Annotated in this window: 1 protein-coding gene; it reads left to right on the forward strand. The window is 76.9% G+C overall.

What is annotated here, in order from left to right; all coding sequences use genetic code 11:
* Window positions 1-216: 216 nt before the first annotated feature.
* Window positions 217-21657 (forward strand): SDR family NAD(P)-dependent oxidoreductase (locus ABT238_RS15565; protein ID WP_350758219.1); only part of this gene is annotated, 21441 nt, incomplete at its 3' end.

Here is a 21657-nt window from a genome sequence, read left to right on the forward strand (position 1 = left end):
CGGCGGGATCCGGACCGGTGCACTCATCAGGTGATCGCATTTCTGCAGTTCCAGGCCTTGGTGTGGGAGAGCATCGGGTGGCCGGGAGTGACGTCAGTCTCCTTCCACGGCGTCCGGCTGGCCGAAACCAGACGCTTGCGGATCGTCGATGGCCCGATTCAGAGTTCTGCCTGCCCGCGCTCGCCCGCAAATCGACTCTGGACGTGATGGAACGGTATGGCCGATTCGGATGCTGTCGCGATCGTCGGTTTCGCCTGCCGCGTGGCGGGAGCAAGCACCCCGGACCGGTTCTGGGAACTCCTGCGCACCGGCGTCGATTCCGTCCGTGAATTCCCCGACGGCCGGCGCGCCGCGACACCGCCGGAACGCCCCGGTGTCACGGTTGCCGCCGACCGCGCGGAGCGGCCCCGGCGCGGTGGCTACCTGGACGAGGTCAGCGGCTTCGACCCGGAGTTCTTCGGCATCGGTCCGGGCGAGGCGGCGCTCATGGACCCGCAGCAGCGGCTCATGCTCGAACTGTGCTGGGAGGCCCTGGAACACGCGGGCGTCCCGCCGCACGGGCTGAGCGGCGGCCCGGTCGGCGTGTTCGCCGGGGCGATCTGGGACGACTACGCGGTGCTGCTGCGCCGCGCGGGCATCGCGGCCGGTGCGCGCCAGGTGACCGGCCTGCACCGCAGCATGATCGCCAACCGGGTCTCCTACGCGCTCGGCCTGCGCGGCCCCAGCATGACGGTCGACGCGGCCCAGGCGTCCTCGCTGGTCGCGGTGCACACGGCCTGCGAGAGCCTGCGGCGCGGGGAGTCCGAACTCGCCCTGGCCGGCGGCGTCAACCTCGACCTCGTCCCCGACGGCCCGGGCGAGGCGGGCAAACTGGGCGGACTCTCCCCGGACGGCCGGTGCTTCACCTTCGACGCGCGCGCCAACGGCTACGTGCGCGGCGAGGGCGGCGCGGTCGTCGTGCTCAAGCCGCTGGCCCGCGCGCTCGCCGACGGCGACACCGTGTACTGCGTGGTGGCGGGCAGCGCGATGAACCACGACGGCGGCGGCGCGGCGCTCACCTCGCCCGAGGCCGCGGCGCAGGAGCAGGTGATCCGCGCGGCCCACCGCCGGGCCGGATTCCGCCCGGCCGACGTGCAGTACGTCGAACTGCACGGCACCGGAACCCCCGTGGGCGACCCGGTGGAGGCGGCCGCCCTCGGCGCCGCGCTCGGCACCGGCCGCCCGGCCGGCGCGCCGCTGCGGGTCGGCTCGGTGAAGACCAACCTCGGGCACCTGGAGGGCGCGGCCGGAATCGTCGGGCTGGTCAAGACGGTCCTGGCGATCCGCCACCGGGAGCTGCCGCGCAGCCTCAACTACGAGACCCCGAACCCCCGCATCCCGCTGGGGGAGCTCGGCCTGCGTGTCCAGGACACGACGGGTGCCTGGCCGAGGCCCGGGCAGCGGCTGGTCGCCGGGGTGAGCTCCTTCGGCATGGGCGGCACCAACTGCCACGTGGTGCTGGCGGAAGGGCCGGCCGGTGGAAGCGAGCAGGCCTCGGCGGCAGCGGCCGACGGTCCTGCCGAGCCGGCCGCGAACCCCGGGGCCCCTGTCCTCGTCCCGCTCTCCGGGACGACGCCCGAGGCGGTGCGCGCCCAGGCCGACCGCCTGCACGCACACCTGCTGCGGCACCCCGAGGTCGAGCCGGCGCACCTCGGCTGGTCGGCCGCCACCACCCGGAGCCACCTCGCCGCCCGCGCCGTCGTCCTCGCCCCCGACCGCGCGGGGCTGCTGGCCGGCCTCGACGCGCTGCGCACCGCGGGCGCGGCCCCCGGTGTGGTGAGCGGTGAGGTCAGGCCCGGCCGCACCGCCTTCCTGTTCGCCGGCCAGGGCAGCCAGCGCCCCGGTATGGGCAGCGAACCGTACGACCGTTTCCCCGAGTTCGCCGCCGCCTTCGAGGAGGTCTGCCGGCACCTCGACCCGCACCTGCCGCGCCCGCTGCGCGAGGTGCTGTTCGCGCCCGAGGGCAGCCCGGAGGCGGAACTCGTCCACCGCACCGAGTTCACCCAGCCCGCGCTCTTCGCCCTCGGGGTGGCGCTGCACCGGCTGCTGGCGCGCTGGGGCGTCGTCCCCGACCTGCTGCTCGGCCACTCGATCGGTGAACTCACGGCCGCGCACGTGGCCGGCGTCCTCGACCTGCCCGACGCCTGCGCCCTGGTGGCCGCCCGGGGCCGGCTGATGCAGCAACTGCCCGCCGGTGGCGCGATGCTGGCGGTCCGCCTGGCCGAGGCCGAGGTCATCGAGGCGCTCGCGGACCTGGGGGACCGGGTCGCGGTCGCGGCCGTGAACGGGCCGGCGGCCACCGTCGTCTCCGGCGACGAGGAGGCCGTCCTCGCTCTCGGGGAGCGGTGGCGGGCGCAGGGCCACAAGGTCCGGCGGCTGCGGGTCGGCCACGCCTTCCACTCGGCGCGGATGGAGCCGATGCTCGACGCCTTCGCGCGGGTCGCGCGGGGGCTGACCTTCCGTCCGCCGACGACGCCCGTGGTGTCCAACCTGACCGGCCGCACGGCGTCCGAGGAGGAGCTGTGCTCGCCCGACTACTGGGTGCGCCAGGTGCGCGGGGCGGTGCGCTTCGGCGACGGCGTCGACCGGCTGCGCGAGGCCGGCGCGACCGTCCTGGTCGAACTCGGGCCGGACGGCAGCCTGTCCGCGCTGGCCCGGGAGTGCCCGGTGCCCGAGGGCGGCGAGGCCTTCGCGACCGTCGCCACCCTGCGGGCCGGCCGGCCGGAGGCGGACGCCCTGGCCGAGACCGCCGCCCGGCTGCACACCCTGGGCGCCGCGCTCGACTGGACCGCGCTGTTCGAGGCCCGGGCGCGGCGGCGGGTCGAGCTGCCCACCTACGCGTTCCGGCGCACGCCGCACTGGCTGCGCGCCGCCGCGCCCGAGGACGTCGCGCCCGAGGATGCCGCTCCTGAGAACGCCGCTCCCGAGGCGCAGGCAGCGCGGGCACCCCGGGCGCCGCAGGCCTCGCCGCTCGCCCGCCGGATCGCCGGGCTGCCGGAGGCCGACCAGGCGCGCGTGGTGTTGGACCTGGTCCGCTCGCACGCGGCCGCCGTGCTCGGCCACGCCACCAGGGACACCGTCCGCGCGGACCTCGCCTACCGTGAGTCGGGACTCGACTCGCTCGCCACCGTCGAGCTCCTCCAGCGGCTGTCCGCCGCGACCGGCCTCGACCTGCCCGCGAGCGCCGGCTACGACCACCCGACGCCCGCCGACCTCGCCCGCCACCTGCGCTCCCGGGCCCTGGCACTGCCCGCGCCGGAGCGGCGGGCCGAGCGGGCCGAGCCGTCCCCGGCGGCCGACCGGGACGGCGACCCGATCGCCGTCGTCGCCATGGGGTGCCGCTTCCCCGGCGGCGCCCGCACCCCCGAGCAGCTGTGGCGCCTGGCCGCCGAGGGCGTGGACGCCATCGGAGCCTTCCCCCGGGACCGCGGCTGGGACCTCGACCGGCTGCACCGGACCTCCCCGGACGGGCTCGGGAGCACGTATGTGCGCGAGGGCGGATTCCTCGACGGCGCGGGGGAGTTCGACGCCGAGTTCTTCGGCATCAGCCCGCGCGAGGCCCTCGCGATGGACCCGCAGCAGCGCCTGCTGCTGGAGACCTCCTGGGAGACCCTGGAGCGCGCCGGGCTCGACCCCGCCGGGCTGCGCGGCGACCGCGTCGGGGTGTTCGTCGGCGCCACGGCGCAGGACTACGGCCCGCGCATGCACCAGCCCGTCGACGGCCTGGACGGCTACCTGCTCACCGGCACCACCCCGAGCGTCGCCTCCGGCCGGATCGCCTACGAGCTCGGCCTCGAAGGCCCCGCCGTGACCGTGGACACCGCCTGCTCCTCCTCGCTCGTCGCCGTGCACCTGGCCGCCCAGGCCCTGCGCAACGGCGAGTGCACGCTGGCCCTCGCGGGCGGTGCCACCGTGATGGCCGAGCCCGGGATGTTCGTCGAGTTCGCCCGGCAGCGCGGCCTCGCCCCGGACGGCCGCTGCAAGCCGTTCTCCGCCGACGCCGACGGCACGGCGTGGGCCGAGGGCGTCGGCGTCGTCCTGCTGGAGCGGCTGTCGGACGCCCGGCGCCACGGCCACCCGGTGCTCGCCCTGGTGGTCGGCTCGGCCGTCAACCAGGACGGTGCCAGCAACGGCCTCAGCGCCCCCAACGGGTCGGCCCAGCAGCGGGTGATCCGGCAGGCGCTGGGCTCCGCCGGCCTGGTGCCCGCGGACGTCGACGTGGTCGAGGCGCACGGCACCGGCACCGCTCTCGGCGACCCGGTCGAGGCACACGCCCTGCTCGCCGTCTACGGCGCCGACCGCGCTCCCGAACACCCCCTGCTGCTCGGCTCGGTGAAGTCCAACATCGGCCACACCCAGGCCGCGGCCGGGGTCGCCGGGCTGATCAAGACCGTTCTCGCGATGCGGCACGGGCTGGTGCCCGGCGTGCTGCACCTGCGCGAGCCCTCGCCGAAGGTGCGCTGGGCGGACGGCGCGGTCACCGTGCCGGCGACCGCGACCCCGTGGCCCTCGCCCGCCGGTCCCGAACGCCCCCGGCGGGCCGGCGTCTCCTCGTTCGGCATCAGCGGCACCAACGCGCACGTCATCGTCGAGCAGGCGCCGGCGGAAACCGGGCAGGCGCCGGAGACCGAGGGCGGCGGGTACCCGGACCTGCCCGTGCCGCTCACCGTCTCCGGCCGCACCGAGGCCGCGCTGCGCGACCAGGCCGGCCGGCTGGCCCGGCACCTGGCCGCCGCCGAAGCGGGAACGACCGCGCCGGCCGGTGGGGCCGCCCGGAACGCGCTCGCCCACGCCCTGCTGCGCAGCCGGACCAGGTTCGACCACACCGCCGTCGTCCTCGCCCGCACGCGGGCCGACGCGCTGCGCGGGCTGACCGCGCTCGCCCAGGGCGAGCCGGCCGACAACCTCGTCCGGGCCCAGTCCACCGCCCGCGGCGCGACCGCCCTGGTGTTCCCCGGGCAGGGCTCGCAATGGGCCGACATGGCCGTCGAACTCCTCGACGCCTCACCGGTGTTCGCGGCCGAGCTGGACGCCTGCGCGGCGGCGCTGGCCCGCTGGACCGACTGGTCGCTGCACGACGTCCTGCGCGGCCGGCCGGGCGCGCCCGACCTGTCCCGGGTCGACGTCGTCCAGCCCGTGCTGTTCGCCGTCATGGTCGCGCTGGCCGGACTGTGGCGGGCCGCCGGCGTCGAACCGAGCGCCGTCGTCGGCCACTCGCAGGGCGAGATCGCCGCCGCGTACGTCGCGGGCGCGCTCACCCTGGACGACGCGGCCAAGGTGGTCGCCCTGCGCAGCCGCGCCCTGGTCGACCTGGCCGGCACCGGCGGCATGGTCTCCGTGCCGCTGCCCGCCGGGGAGACCGGCGCACTCCTCGCGCCCTGGGACGGCAGGATCGGCATCGCCGCCCGCAACGGCCCCGCCACCACCGTCGTCTCCGGGGACGCCGCCGCCCTCGACGCCCTCCTCGCCCACTGCGAGCGGACCGGCGTGCGCGCCCGCCGGATCCCGGTGGACTACGCCTCGCACTCGGCGCACGTCGAACCGCTGCGCGAACCGCTGCTCGCCGCGCTCGCCGACCTCACGCCCCGCGCCGCGCGGATCGCCTTCTACTCGACCGTCACCGGTGGGCCGCTGACCGACACCACCACGCTCGACGCCGACTACTGGTACCGCAACCTGCGCCAGGAGGTCCGCTTCGAGCCCGCCGTGCGCGCCCTGCACGCGGACGGCCACCGGCTGTTCGTCGAGGCGAGCCCGCACCCCGTCCTCAAGATCGGCACCCAGGAGACGCTGGACGCCTGCGGCACGGAGGGCCCCGGCGGCACGGCCATCGGCACCCTGCGGCGCGACCACGGCGGCCTCGGACAGTTCCTCACCGCCGTCACCGAGGCGATGGTCCACGGGGCGGAGCCCGACCCCGACGCGCTGATCCCCGGCGACCACCGCGGCCGGCACGTCGACCTGCCCACCTACGCCTTCCAGCGCCGCCGCTACTGGCTGACCGCCGGGTCCGCGCAGTCCCGCCCCGCCGACCTCGGCCTCGACGCCGTCGACCACCCGCTGCTCGGCGCCGTCACCACGGCCCCGGACGGCACCACCCTGGTCACCGGCCGGCTCTCCGCGGACACCCTGCCCTGGCTGCCCGACCACGCGGTCACCGGCACGGTCGTGCTGCCCGGCACGGCCTTCCTCGACCTCGTGCTCCGGGCGGGCGCGCTCGCCGGCTGCCCGGGCGTCGAGGAGCTCACCCTGGAGGCCCCGCTGGTCCTGCCCGACACCGGGCGCACGCAGCTGCGGGTGGCCGTCGCCCCCGCCGACCCGGCGGGCCGGCACGCCGTCACCGTGGACTCCCGGCCGTCCGTGCCCGAGGGCGAACCGGGCGAGGAGTCCGCGGAGCGGCCCTGGACGCGGCACGCCTCCGGTGCGCTGACGGCCGCCGGGGATCGCATCGCGGTTGCGGTGGAAGGGAGTTGGCCGCCACCGGGCGGCGAGCCGGTTGACCTCGCCGAGGCCTACGAGCGTCTCGACCGGCTCGGCTACGGCTACGGCCCGTGGTTCCAGGGCCTCACCGCCGCCTGGCACGCGGGAGACCACCTGTACGCCGAGGTCCGCCTGCCCGCCGAAGCCGGCCGGGGCGATGCCGCGCACGGCGTCCATCCCGCCCTGCTCGATGCCGCGCTCCACCCGCTGCTGCTGGCCGACGCCGACGCCGCCGGTGCGGCGGCCGGTGCGGCCCCGCGCATCCCGTTCTCCTTCACCGACGTGCGGCTGCACGCCACCGGCGCGACCGCGCTGCGCGTCCGGCTGTCGCCCGCGCCGGACGGCACCACCGCCCTCGCCGTCGAGGACCCCACCGGGGCGCCCGTGCTCACGGTCGGCGGACTCAGCCTGCGCGAACTGCCCGCCGACCGGCTCGCACCGGCCGGGGCCACCCCGCGCGACGCGCTGTTCGAACTGCGGTGGACGGAACTGTCCGCCCCCGCCGCCACGGAGGGTCCGGACTGCGTGGTCCTCGGCGCCGACGACCTCGGTCTCGACCCGCGCGCCACGTTCCCGGACCTCGCCGGGCTCGACGCCCACACCGCCGCCGGGCATCCGGCGCCCGCCGTGGTGGTCGCCGCCGCGCCCGTCGTCCCGGCCGGGTCCGGCGACGGCACGGCCGAGGCCGCGCACGCCGCCGCCCGCTGGGCCCTGGACACCGTCCGGGCCTGGCTGGCCGGGGACCGCCCGGACGGCGCCCGGCTGGTCGTCGTCACCCGGGGCGCGGTCGCCGTCCGGGGCGGGGACGCCGTACCGGGCCTCGGCCAGTCCCCGGTCTGGGGCCTGCTGCGCACCGCGCAGTCCGAGCACCCGGGCCGCCTCGCCCTGATCGACCTCGACGACCCCGCGCGCTCCGGCCGCGCCCTGCGGGCCGCCCTCGCCGCCGACGAGCCCCAACTGGCCCTGCGCGACGGGATCCCGCACCGCCCCCGGCTCCTCCCGGCCCCGGACGCGGCTCGGCTCGGCGGGCGCCCGCTCGATCCGGACCGCACGGCGCTGATCACCGGCGGCACCGGCACCCTCGGCGCGCTGATCGCCCGCCGGCTGGTCACCGAGCACGGCCTGCGCCACCTGCTACTGGTCAGCCGGGCCGGGCAGCAGGCCGACGGCGCCGAGCCGCTGCGGGCCGAACTCGCCGCGCTCGGCGCGCGGGTGACGATCGCCGCGTGCGACGCCGCCCGCCGCGAGGAACTCGCGGCGCTGATCGCCGGCCTCCCGGCCGCCCACCCGCTGGGCGTCGTCGTGCACGCCGCCGGCGTCCTCGACGACGGCACGGTGGAGACCCTCGCCCCCGAACGCCTGGCCGCCGTCCTGCGCCCCAAGGCGGACGCCGCCTGGCACCTGCACGAGCTGACCCGGGAGCAGGACCTCGACGCGTTCGTCCTCTTCTCCTCCGTCACCTCGGTCACCGGCACCGCCGGCCAGGGCGCCTACACGGCCGCGAACGCCTTCCTCGACGCCCTGGCCGGGCACCGCCGCGCGGCCGGGCTGCCGGCGATCTCCCTCGCCTGGGGCCTGTGGGCCGAGGGCAGCGGGATGACCCGCCACCTCGCCGCCGCCGACCTCGCCCGGCTCGCACGCGGCGGCATCGGCCTGCTGTCCACCGAGGACGGGCTCGCACTGTTCGACGCGGCGCTGCGGAGCGACCTGCCGTACGCCGTCACCGCCCGCCTCGACCGCGCGGCCCTGCGCGACCTCGCGGCGGCCGGCACCGTGCCGCCCGTGCTCCGCGGACTGGTCCGCGCCCCGTTGCAGCGCGTGGCCGGGGCGGCGCCGGGCGCCGCGGAGCCCGGCGGCGCCGGGGAGGCGTCCTCCTGGGCGCGCCGACTGGCCGCACTGCCCGAGGACCGCCGCGCCCGCGCCGCACTCGACCTCGTCCGCAGCCAGACCGCGACCGTGCTCGGCCACGGCGAAGCGGACACCATCGACGTCCAACGCGCCTTCCGCGAACTGGGCTTCGACTCGCTCACCGCGCTGGAACTGCGCAACCGGATCAACACGCTCACCGGCCTGCGGCTGCCCGCCACCGTGGTGTTCGACCACCCCAGCGCCACCGCCCTCGCGGCACGGCTGACCAGGGAGGCGGTGGGCGCCCCGGCGGCGGTCGCTCCGACGGCCGCGGCCGTCCCGGTCGACGACGAGCCGATCGTGATCGTCGGCATGGGCTGCCGCTACCCCGGCGGCGTCGCCGGGCCCGAGGACCTGTGGCGCCTCGTCGCGCAGGAGACCGACGCGGTGGGTGGCTTCCCGGCCGACCGGGGCTGGGACGTCGACGCCCTGTACGACCCGGACCCGTCCCGCCCCGGCACGGTGTACACCCGGCACGGCGCCTTCCTGTACGACTCCGGCGACTTCGACGCCGAGTTCTTCGGGATCTCGCCGCGCGAGGCACGCGCGATGGACCCGCAGCAGCGCCTGCTGCTGGAGACCTCCTGGGAAGCGCTGGAGCACGCGGGCATCGACCCCGCCGGGCTGCGCGGCTCCCGGACCGGCGTCTTCACCGGCGTCATGCACCACGACTACGCCTCCCGGCTGCACCGGGCCCCGGACGGCTACGAGGGTCTGCTGCTCGCGGGCAGCGTCGGGAGCGTCGTCTCGGGCCGGGTCGCCTACTCGCTGGGGCTGGAGGGCCCGGCGGTGAGCATCGACACGGCGTGCTCCTCGTCGCTGGTCGCGCTGCACCTGGCGGCGAACGCGCTGCGGACCGGGGAGTGCGACCTCGCGCTCGCGGGCGGGGTGACGGTCATGTCGACGCCGCACGTGTTCGTGGAGTTCGCCCGTCAGCGCGGGCTGGCGGCGGACGGGCGGTGCAAGCCGTTCGCGGCGGCGGCGGACGGGACCGGCTGGGGCGAGGGCGTCGGCCTGCTCGTTGTCGAGCGGCTGTCGGACGCGCGCCGCCACGGGCACCGGGTGCTGGCGGTGCTGCGGGGTTCGGCGGTGAACCAGGACGGCGCGAGCAACGGGCTGACGGCGCCGAACGGGCCGTCGCAGGAGCGGGTGATCCGGCAGGCGCTCGCCGGCGCGGGCCTGACCACGGCGGATGTCGACGTGGTGGAGGCGCACGGCACGGGGACGACGCTGGGTGACCCGATCGAGGCGCAGGCGCTGCTGGCCACCTACGGTCAGGACCGGTCGGCCGAACGGCCGCTGCGGCTGGGCTCGGTGAAGTCGAACATCGGTCACACCCAGGCGGCTGCGGGTGTGGCGGGTGTGATCAAGATGGTGATGGCGCTGCGGCACGGCGTGCTGCCGAAGTCACTGCACGTGGACGCGCCGTCGCCGCATGTGGACTGGTCGGCGGGCGCGGTCGAGTTGCTGGCGGAGGCGGTGGAGTGGCCGGAGACGGGGCGGCCGCGCCGGGCCGGGGTGTCCTCGTTCGGGATCAGCGGCACCAACGCCCATGTGATCATCGAGCAGCCCGCTTCCGTTGACCGTGCGGGTGTTCCGGCGGAGCCGGTGACGGCCGCAGGGACGGGTGCGGTGGTGCCGTGGGCGCTTTCGGCGCGATCGGCTGAGGCCCTGCGCGGGCAGGTGGAGCGGCTGCGTGGCTGGCTGGCCGATCGTCCGGAGGCCGATCCGGTGGCGGTGGCGCGGACGCTCGCCTCGGGGCGGGCGGCGCTGGAGCACCGGGCGGTGGTGTCGGGGCGGGATCTGGCGGAACTCGTCGACCGCCTTGGTGAGGTGGCCGGGGGTGAGTCGGCTGCGGTAACGGGTTCGGGCGCGGTGTTCGTTTTCCCGGGGCAGGGGTCGCAGTGGGCGGGGATGGCGGCCGAACTGCTGCTCTCCAGCGCGGTGTTCGCGGCCTCGGTGGAGGAGTGTGCGGGGGTGATGGATCCGCTGACGGACTGGTCGTTGCTGGAGGTGTTGCGGGACGGTTCGGGTGCGCTGCTGGAGCGGGTGGACGTGGTGCAGCCGGTGCTGTTCGCGGTGATGGTGGGTCTGGCGCGGTGGTGGGAGTCGTGCGGGGTTCGGCCGGCGGCCGTGATCGGCCATTCGCAGGGTGAGATCGCCGCCGCGCATGTGGCGGGGCTGTTGTCCCTGGAGGACGCGGTCCGGGTGGTGGTGCTGCGTTCGCAGGCGCTGCGTGGGGTGACGGGTGGCGGGATGCTGTCCGTCGGTCTGGGCGCGGAGCGGGCGGCCGAACTTGTCGCTGGGGATGAGCGGTTGTCGCTGGCGGCGGTGAACGGGCCGTCGAGCGTGGTGCTGTCCGGGGATGTCGAGGCGCTGACGGCCGTGGTCGAGGGGTGTGAGCGCGAGGGTGTCCGGACGCGGTGGATTCCGGTCGACTACGCCTCGCATTCGGCGTACATGGACGCGGTCCGCGATGAGGTCGTCGAACTGTCGTCCTCGGTTCGGCCGTTGGCTGGCCGAGTGGCGATGTTCTCGACCGTCACGGGCGAAGTGGTGGACGAACCGGAGCAGTTGGCGGGTTCGTACTGGTTCGACAATCTGCGCGGGACCGTCCGGCTGGACGCGGCGGTGCGCGCGGCCCTCGCGGAGGGACACGCGCTGTTCGTGGAGTGCAGTCCGCACCCGGGGCTGGTCGTCCCGGTCGCGGATCAGCTCGAAGAGGTCCCGGGCGCCGTGGTCCTGGAGACCCTGCGCCGCAACGAGGGTGGTCCCGCGCGTCTGGTGACGGCGCTGTCGGCCGCCTTCGTCGCCGGCCTGCCGGTCGACTGGACCACCCTGCTCCCCACCGGTCCCCAGGCCGACCTGCCGACCTACGCCTTCCAGCACCGCCGCTACTGGCTCGACGCCCCGCCCGTCGCGGGCGCCGCGCACGACCTCGGTCTCGTGGCGGCCGGCCACCCGCTGCTGGGCGCCGCCGTCCGCTCGCCGGAGGACGGCGGGATGTCGTTCACCGGCCGGCTGTCCGTGCCCGCCCACCCCTGGCTCGCCGACCACGCCGTGCACGGCACCGTCCTCGTCCCGGGCACCGCCCTTCTCGACCTCGCGGTCTGGGCCGGAGCCGAGGCCGGCTGCCCGGTGGTCGACGAACTCACCCTGCACGAGCCGCTCGTGCTGGCCGAACAGGCCGCAGTGCGGCTGCACGTGGCACTCGCCGCGCCCGACGCGACCGGTGTCCGGGCCCTTGCCGTCCACTCCCGGCCCGAGGGCGCCCCCGAGGACGAGCCCTGGACCCGGCACGCAACCGGCAGCCTCTCCTCCACCCCGCCTCAGGCGGTCGCCGACGACCTCCTCCCGTGGCCGCCCCCGCAGGCCGAGGCCGTCGACACCGACACCCTCTACGAGCGCCTGGCGGAGTTCGGCTACGACTACGGCCCCGCCTTCCAGGGCCTGCGGGCCGCCTGGCGGCACGGCGACGACCTGTTCGCCGAGGTCGAACTCCCGGGCGGATCGGGCGGATCGGGCGGATCGGGCGAACCGGAAGCACCGGACGCGCACGGCCACCACCTGCACCCCGCGCTCCTGGACGCCGCCCTGCACCTCACCGCGCTGGACGCGGTGGAGGCCTCGGGCAGCACCCTGCTGCCCTTCGCCTGGGCGGGGGTGACCAGGGAGCCGACCGCCGAGCCCGTCACCGCCCTGCGGGTGCGGCTGCGCCGCACCGGCGGCGAGTCGGTGTCGCTGCTGGCCACCGACCGCGGCGGCTCGCCCGTGGTACGCGCGGAGTCGCTCGTGCTGCGGCCACTGGCTCCCGGGCGGCTCGCCGGTCCGGCCGCCGCCGACCCGGCCTGGCTGCACCGGGTGGACTGGACGGAGGTGGCCCTGCCCGAGTCCGGGCCCGACCCGCAGCAGCGCTGGACGCTGCTCGGCACGCCCTCTCCGGACCTGCGGGCCCTCCCGGAGCACGGCCTCGCCGCCCACTCCGACCCGGCCGCGGCCGCCGAGGCCGGGACCGACGTCGCCGTCCTGCCCTGCCCGCCGGCGGACGGCACCGGGCCCGAAGCCGTCCGGGCCGCCGTCCACACCGTCCTCGGCGCCCTCCGCGGCTGGCTCGCCGAGGAACGCCTCACCGCCGCCCGGCTGGTGGTCGTCACCCGGGGCGCGATCGCCTCCGACCCCTCCGAGGACGTCCCCGAGCCGGCGCACGCGGCGGTCTGGGGCCTCGTCCGCAGCGCCCAGACCGAGCACCCGGACCGCTTCGTCCTCGTCGACCTCGACCACGACCCGCACCGGGCCGGCCCCCCGCTCCCCGTGGACCTGCTGCGCGCCGTCCTGGCGTCCGGTGAGGCCCAGGCGATCGTCCGGGACGGCACCGTGCTGACCCCGCGGCTGGTCCGCGCCGGCGCCGACCGGGCGCTCGTGCTGCCGGACGGGCCCGCGCACTGGCGCGTCGAGTCCGGCCCGCGGCACACCATCGACGCCCTCGCCGTCGTCGATCACCCGGCCGTGGCCGAACCGCTCGCCGCCGGGCAGGTCAGGGTCGCGGTGCGCGCGGCCGGCGTGAACTTCCGCGACGCGCTGATCGCGCTCGGCATGTACCCCGGCCGCGCGGTCGTCGGCGCCGAGGCGGCGGGCGTCGTGACCGAGGTCGGACCGGGCGTCACCACGCTCGCGCCGGGCGACCGGGTGATGGGCCTGTTCGACGGCGCCTTCGGCCCGCTGGCCGTCACCGACCACCGCCTGCTGGCCCGCCTGCCCGCCGGCTGGTCGTACGCCCGGGCGGCCTCCGTGCCGGTGGTCTTCCTGACCGCGCTGTACGGGCTGCGCGACCTCGGCGGGCTGCGGCCCGGCGAGACCGTCCTCGTCCACGCGGCGGCGGGCGGCGTCGGCATGGCCGCCGTCCAGCTCGCCCGGCACTGGGGCGCCACGGTCCTCGCCACCGCGAGCCCCGCCAAGTGGCCGGTCGTGCGCGGACTCGGCGTGCCCGAGGACCGGATCGCCTCCTCCCGCGACACCGCCTTCGAGCGGCACTTCGCCGAGGCCGCCGGCGGCCGGGGCGTCGACGTCGTCCTGAACTCGCTCGCCGGGGAGTTCGTGGACGCCTCGCTGCGGCTGCTCGCGGACGGCGGCCGGTTCGTCGAGATGGGCAAGACGGACGTGCGCGGACAGGAGGCCGTCGCGGCCGACCGCCCGGACGTCCGCTACCGGGCGTTCGACCTGATCGACGCCGGCCCGGACCGGATCGCCGAACTGTTCGCCGAACTCGTGGCGCTCTTCGAGGCGGGCGCCCTGCGACCGCTGCCCGTCCGCACCTTCGACCTGCGCCACGCCCGCGAGGCGGTGCGCTTCGTCAGCCGCGCCCGGCACATCGGCAAGGTCGCGCTGACCCTGCCCCAGCCGCTCGCCGCCGACGGGACGGTGCTGATCACCGGCGGCACCGGCACCCTCGGCCGCCACCTCGCCCACCACCTGGTCACCCGGCACGGCGTCCGGCACCTGCTGCTGCTCGGCCGGCGCGGCGCGGAGGCCCCCGGCGCGGCCGACCTGGCCGCCGAACTCGTCGAGCGGGGCGCCGAGGTGCGGATCGAGGCCTGCGACGCGGCCGACCGCGAGGCCCTCGCCGGGGTGCTCGCCGCGATCCCCGCCGAGCACCCGCTCACCGCCGTCGTCCACGCGGCCGGCGTGCTCGACGACGGGCTGGTCGACGCGCTGACGCCGGAGCAGGTCGACCGCGTCCTGGACGCCAAGGCCGTGGCCGCCGCCAACCTGCACGACCTCACCCGGGACGCCGGACTGTCCGCCTTCGTGCTGTACTCCTCGGCCGCCGGCGTCCTCGGCACCCCCGGCCAGTCCGCCTACGCCGCGGCCAACGCCTACCTCGACGCCCTCGCGCACCACCGCCGCGCCCGGGGCCTGCCGGCCACCTCCCTGGCCTGGGGCCTGTGGGCCGAGCGCACCGGACTGACCGAACACCTCGCCGCCGCCGACCTGAAGCGGCTCGCCCGCGGCGGGCTGCTGCCCTTCTCGACGCCGCAGGGGCTCGCCCTGTTCGACGCCGCGTGGCAGCGCCCCGAGGCGGCCCTCGTCCCGGCGCGGCTGGACCTCGCCGCGCTGCGCGCCACCACCGGCCCCGTGCCGCCGCTGCTGCGGGCGCTCGCCGGTCCGGCGTCCCCGCGCCGCGCGGCGGCCACCGACGGCGCCCTGCCGTGGGCCCGCCGGCTGGCCGGCGCCTCGGCCGAGGAGCGCGTCGACCTCGCGCTGCGCCTGGTGCGGACGGAGGCGGCCGTGGTGCTCGGCCACGACTCGGCGGAGAGCGTGCGCCCCGAGACGGCCTTCAAGGAGCTCGGCTTCGACTCGCTGACCGGTGTCGAGCTGCGCAACCGGCTCAACGGCGCCACGGGTCTGCGGCTGCCGTCCACCCTGGTCTTCGACCACCCGACCCCGGCCCGGCTCGCGGGCTTCCTCGCCGCGGCCGCCCAGGGCGGCACCGTGTCCGCCGGGGCGCCGCCCGCCGCGAGCACGGCGGTCCGCGCCGACGAGCCGGTGGCGATCGTCGGCATGGGCTGCCGCTTCCCGGGCGGTGTCGCCTCGCCGGAGGACCTCTGGGAGCTGGTCGCCGCAGGCGGCGACGCGATCGGGGACTTCCCGGGCGATCGCGGCTGGGACGTGGCCGGGCTCTTCGACCCCGACCCGGAGGCGTCCGGGAAGAGCTACGTCCGCCGCGGTGGATTCCTGTCGGGCGTGGCCGAGTTCGACGCCGAGTTCTTCGGGATCTCGCCGCGCGAGGCGCTGGCGATGGACCCGCAGCAGCGCCTGCTGCTGGAGACGGCGTGGGAGACCTTCGAGCGGGCCGGCATCGACCCGCGCTCGCTGCGCGGCAGCCGGACCGGCGTCTTCGCCGGAATGGCCGGGCACGACTACGCGACGGGCGGGATGCCCTCCAGCGTCGAAGGGCACGTGCTCACCGGCAACGCCACGAGCGTCGCCTCGGGCCGCGTCGCCTACACGTTCGGGCTGGAGGGCCCGGCGCTGACGGTGGACACCGCGTGCTCGTCCTCGCTGGTGGCGCTGCACCTGGCGGCGAACGCGCTGCGGTCCGGGGAGTGCGACCTCGCCCTCGCCGGCGGGGTGACGGCGATGTCCACCCCGGACTTCTTCGTGGAGTTCTCCCGCCAGCGCGGCCTGGCACCGGACGGGCGGAGCAAGGCCTTCGCCGCGTCGGCCGACGGCATGGGCGCGGCGGAGGGCGTGGGCCTGCTGCTGGTGGAGCGCCTGTCGGACGCGGTGCGCCACGGGCACCGGGTGCTGGCGGTGGTGCGCGGTTCGGCGGTGAACCAGGACGGCGCGTCCAACGGTCTGACGGCGCCGAACGGTCCGTCGCAGGAGCGGGTGATCCGGGCGGCGCTGGCGAGCGGGGGGCTGGCTGCGGCGGATGTCGACGTGGTGGAGGCGCACGGGACGGGTACCCCGCTGGGCGACCCGATCGAGGCGCAGGCGCTCCAGGCGACGTACGGGCGTGAGCGGGCCGGTGAGCCGCTGTGGCTCGGTTCCGTGAAGTCGAACATCGGTCACACCCAGGCGGCTGCGGGTGTGGCGGGTGTGATCAAGATGGTGATGGCGCTGCGGCACGGCGTGCTGCCGAGGACGCTGCACGTCGACGCGCCCTCGTCGCACGTGGACTGGTCGGCGGGCGCGGTCGAGCTGCTGACGGGCGAGGTGCCGTGGCCGACGGGCGGGGAGCGGGTCCGCCGGGCCGGGGTGTCCTCCTTCGGGATCAGTGGCACCAATGCGCACGTGATCCTGGAGGAGGCCCCGGCCGACGCGGGGACCGAGGCGCCGGCGGATGTCGATGGGGTCGTGCCGTGGGTGCTGTCGGCGGGGTCCGAGGCGGCGCTGCGCGGGCAGGTGGAGCGGCTGCGTGGTTGGCTGGCCGATCGTCCGGAGGCCGATCCGGTGGCGGTGGCGCGGACGCTCGCCTCGGGGCGGGCGGCGCTGGAGCACCGGGCGGTGGTGTCGGGGCGGGATCTGGCGGAACTCGTGGACCGGCTTGGTGAGGTGGCCGGGGGTGAGTCGGCTGCGGTGTCGGGTTCGGGTGCGGTGTTCGTGTTCCCGGGTCAGGGGTCGCAGTGGGCGGGGATGGCCGCCGAACTCCTCGACGCGTCACCGGTGTTCGCGGCCTCGGTGGAGGAGTGTGCGGGGGTGATGGATCCGCTGACGGACTGGTCGTTGCTGGAGGTGCTGCGCGACGGTTCGGGTGCGCTGCTGGAGCGGGTGGACGTGGTGCAGCCGGTGCTGTTCGCGGTGATGGTGGGTCTGGCGCGGTGGTGGGAGTCGTGCGGGGTTCGGCCGGCGGCCGTGATCGGGCACTCGCAGGGCGAGATCGCCGCCGCGCATGTGGCCGGGTTGCTGTCCTTGGAGGACGCCGTCCGGGTGGTGGTACTGCGCAGCCGGGCCCTGAGGGGCGTGACGGGTGGCGGGATGCTGTCCGTCGGCCTGGGCGCGGAGCGGGCGGCCGAACTGGTGGCGGGGGACGAGCGGTTGTCGCTGGCGGCGGTCAATGGCCCGTCGAGCGTGGTGCTCTCCGGGGACACCGGGGCGCTGGCCGCCGTGGTCGAGGGGTGTGAGCGCGAGGGTGTCCGGGCCCGCTGGATTCCGGTCGACTACGCCTCGCACTCGGCGTACATGGACGCGGTCCGCGATGAGGTCGTCGAATTGTCCTCCTCCGTGCGGCCGTTGGCGGGCCGGGTGGCGATGTTCTCGACCGTCACGGGCGAAGTGGTGGACGAGCCGGAGCAGTTGGCGGGTTCGTACTGGTTCGACAATCTGCGCGGGACCGTTCGGCTGGACGCGGCGGTGCGCGCGGCCCTCGCGGAGGGACACGCGCTGTTCGTGGAGTGCAGTCCGCACCCGGGGCTGGTCGTCCCGGTCGCGGATCAGCTCGAAGAGGTCCCGGGCGCCGTGGTCCTGGAGACCCTGCGCCGCAACGAGGGTGGTCCCGCGCGTCTGGTGACGGCGCTGTCGGCCGCCTTCGTCGCCGGCCTGCCCGTCGACTGGACCACCCTGCTCCCCGCCGGTCCCCAGGCCGACCTGCCGACCTACCCGTTCCAGCGCGAGCGCTACTGGGTGACGGCTGCCGACGCGGGATCCTCGGGGGCCGGTCGCGGCCAACTCGCCGTCGACCACCCGGTGCTGGGCGCCGCCGTCGAACTGGCCGACGGCTCCGGGACGGTCCTGACCGGACGGCTCTCCACCGTCACCCACCCGTGGCTCGCCGACCACGCCGTGCTCGGCACGGTCATCGTCCCCGGCACGCTGTTCGTGGAACTCGCCCTGTGGGCCGGAGACCGGGTCGGTCACGGCGAGATCGAGGAACTCACGCTACCCGCACCGCTGGTGCTGCCCGAGACGGGCGGCGTCCAGCTCCAGGTCTCCGTCGGCGCGCCGGACGGGTCCGGCGCCCGGGCGGTCGGCATCCACTCCCGGCCCGAGCACGCACCCGCCGACCAGCCCTGGACCCGGCACGCCACCGGCCTGCTGGTCGTCCCCGCCGAGGGGGCCGACGCCGTCGCGCCGGACCTCACGGCCTGGCCGCCGCCGGGGGCCGCACCCGTCGCGACCGAGGGCGCGTACGAGCGGCTGGGCGCCGCCGGCTTCGACTACGGCCCGGTGTTCCAGGGCCTGCGGGCCGCCTGGCGGCGCGGCGACGAGATCTTCGCCGAGGTCGAACTCCCCGTGGAGGCCGACGCGGAGACCGACCGCTTCGCGCTGCACCCCGCCCTGCTGGACGCCGCCCTCCCCGCGCGGGCGGCGGCCCGCGAGCAGGCCGGGCCGGCCGGGCCCGCCGGCCCGGCGGCCGGGGCGCGGGTGGCCTTCGCCTGGCGCGGCGTCCGGTCGGCCGCCGGGCCGAGGCCCGCCGCGGGCGCCTCCCGCCTGCGCGTCCGGCTGTCGCCCACCGGGGCGGACGCGGTGTCGCTGGACCTGGCGGACGACGCGGGGGCGGGCGTCGCGTCGGTGGCGGCGCTCACCGTTCGCCCCGTCACGGCGGAGCAGCTGCGCCCGGCCGGTCCGTCGCACCGCGACGCGCTGTTCCGGGTGGAGTGGCGGGCGGCCGAGCCCGACTCCGGGACGGTGCCGCCGTGGGCCCTGCTCGGCCCGGTCGGAGGTGCGGACGCGCCCGGGTCGGCCGCCCGCCTGGCCGGGGAACACCGCCCGGCCGCCCGGTTCGAGGACCTCGCCGCGGTCGTCGCGGCCGACGAGGCCGTGCCCGCCACGGTCGTGCTGCACGTCCCGGTGGCGCCCGAGGCCGGGGAGGACGTCCCCGCCCGGACCCGCAGGCTGCTGGGCTCGGTGCTCGGCCTGCTCCAGGACTGGTTGGCGCGGGACCGCTTCGACGGTGCCCGCCTGGTCGTCGTGACGACGGGTGCGCTCGCCGCCCGTGCGGACGAGCCGGTCGCCGATGTCGCGGCCGCCGCCGTCTGGGGCCTGGTGCGCTCGGCGCAGTCGGAGCACCCCGGCCGCTTCACCCTGCTCGACCTCGACGGCGACGAGGCCTCGCTCGCCCGGTGGCCGCTTGCACTGGCCGCCCCGGAGCCGCAACTGGCCCTCCGCGAGGGGACGTTGCTCGTGCCGCGGCTGGTCCGCGCGACCCCGCCGCCGGCCGCCGACGGCGGGCTCGACCCGGAGGGCACCGTCCTGGTCACCGGCGCCACCGGCGGCCTGGGCGCGCTCGTCGCACGGCACCTGGTGACCGGCCACGGCGTACGCCGGCTGCTGCTGCTGTCCCGCCGTGGCACCGCCGCGCCGGACGCCGCCGCACTCCTCGCCGACCTCGCCGGGCTGGGCGCCGAGGCCACCCTGCTGGCCTGTGACCTCGCCGACCGCGACGCCCTGGCCGCCGCGCTGGCCCGGGTGCCCGACGAGCACCCGCTGACCGGCGTGGTCCACACCGCGGGCATCGTCGACGACGGACTGGTGGAGACCCTGACGGCCGGTCACCTGGACCGCTCGCTGCGCCCGAAGGCCGACGGGGCGTATCACCTGCACGAACTCACCCGGGACGCCAAGCTCGCCGCCTTCGTGCTCTTCTCCTCCGGTGCGACCACCTTCGGCGGCCCGGGCCAGGGCAACTACGCGGCCGCCAACGCCTTCCTGGACGGCCTGGCGCAGCACCGCCGGGCGCTCGGCCTGCCGGCGATCTCCCTCGCCTGGGGCCTGTGGGCCGGCACCCAGGGCATGGGCGGGCGGCTGAGCGAGGCCGACCTCGCCCGGTGGGCGCGGACCGGCGCGGTCGCGATGCCGGCCGAGGAGGCGCTGAGCCTGTTCGACCTCGCGCTCGCCGAACCCGGCGCGACCCTCGTGCCCGCGCACCTGGACCTCCGGGCCGTCCGCGCCCGTGCGGCGGACGCACCCGCGCTGTTCGGCGACCTGCTGGGCGCGGCGGCCCGCCGCCGCGACCGGCAGCCCGGTGCGGCCCCGCTGGCCGCCCGGATCGCCGCCATGGCGGCCGCCGACCGCGAGCGGGCGCTGCTGGAGATCGTCCGGACCGAGGCCGCGGGCGCGCTGGGCCACCGGTCGGCCGAAGCGGTGCACGCGACCCGGGCCTTCAAGGAGCTCGGCTTCGACTCGCTGACCGGTGTCGAGCTGCGCAACCGCCTGAACGGCGCCACGGGTCTGCGGCTGCCGTCCACCCTGGTCTTCGACCACCCGACCCCGGCCCGGCTCGCCGGCCACCTGCTGGAACGGCTGACCGGCGCCGCCGGACCGGACGAGTCGGCGGCGGTCCCCGCGCCCACCTCGGCCGCCGGCGCGGGCACCGACGGTGATCCGGTCGTGATCGTCGGCATGGGCTGCCGCTTCCCGGGCGGTGTCGCCTCGCCCGAGGACCTCTGGGAGCTGGTCACCACCGGTGGCGACGCGATCGGGGCCTTCCCGGGCGATCGCGGCTGGGACGTGGCCGGGCTCTTCGACCCCGACCCGGAGGCGTCCGGGAAGAGCTACGTCCGCCGCGGTGGATTCCTGTCGGGCGTGGCCGAGTTCGACGCCGAGTTCTTCGGGATCTCGCCGCGCGAGGCGCTGGCGATGGACCCGCAGCAGCGCCTGCTGCTGGAGGCCTCCTGGGAGGCGGTGGAACGGGCCGGCATCGACCCCGGCTCGCTGCGCGGCAGCCGGACCGGGATCTTCGCCGGCGTCATCGACAACGACTACGGCTCGCGCCTCGACCGCGTCCCGGAGGAGGTCGAGGGCTACGTCGGCTACGGCAGCGCGAGCAGCATCGCCTCCGGCCGGGTCGCCTACTCGCTGGGGCTGGAGGGCCCGGCGGTGAGCATCGACACCGCGTGCTCGTCGTCGCTGGTCGCGCTGCACCTGGCGGCGGGCGCGCTGCGCTCGGGGGAGTGCGACCTCGCGCTCGCGGGCGGAGTGACGGTCATGTCGACGCCCGAGTTCTTCGTCGAGTTCTCGCGGCAGCGCGGACTGTCCTCGGACGGCCGCTGCAAGGCGTTCTCGGAGGCGGCCGACGGCATGGGCGCCGGCGAGGGCGTCGGCCTGGTCCTGCTGGAGCGCCTCTCGGACGCGCGCCGCCACGGGCACCGGGTGCTGGCGGTGGTGCGGGGCAGCGCGGTGAACCAGGACGGCGCGTCCAACGGGCTGTCCGCACCCAACGGGCCCGCCCAGCAGCGCGTGATCCGGCAGGCGCTCGCCAACGCGGGCCTGACCACGGCGGACGTCGACGTGGTGGAGGCGCACGGCACGGGCACGACGCTGGGCGACCCGATCGAGGCGCAGGCGCTGCTGGCGACGTACGGGCAGGGCCGTCCCGAGGAGCGGCCGCTTCGGCTCGGTTCGGTGAAGTCGAACATCGGCCATGCCCAGGCGGCGGCGGGTGTGGCGGGTGTGATCAAGATGGTGCTGGCGCTGCGCCACGGCCTGCTGCCGAGGACGCTGCACGTGGACGCGCCCTCGTCGCACGTGGACTGGTCGGAGGGCGCGGTCGAGCTGCTGACGGAGGCGGCGGAGTGGCCGGAGACCGGTCGGCCGCGCCGGGCCGGGGTGTCCTCGTTCGGGATCAGCGGCACCAATGCGCATGTGGTGCTGGAGGAGGCGTCGGAGGCGGAGGTTCCGGCGGCGGTCGAGCCGATCGGCGGGGTGGTGCCGTGGGTGGTGTCGGCTCGGTCGGGTGCGGCGCTGCGGGAGCAGGTGGAGCGGTTGCGGGAGTGGGCGGTGGCGCATCCC

It is taken from the genome of Kitasatospora sp. NPDC001527, from assembly GCF_040298605.1.
Lineage (GTDB): Bacteria > Actinomycetota > Actinomycetes > Streptomycetales > Streptomycetaceae > Kitasatospora.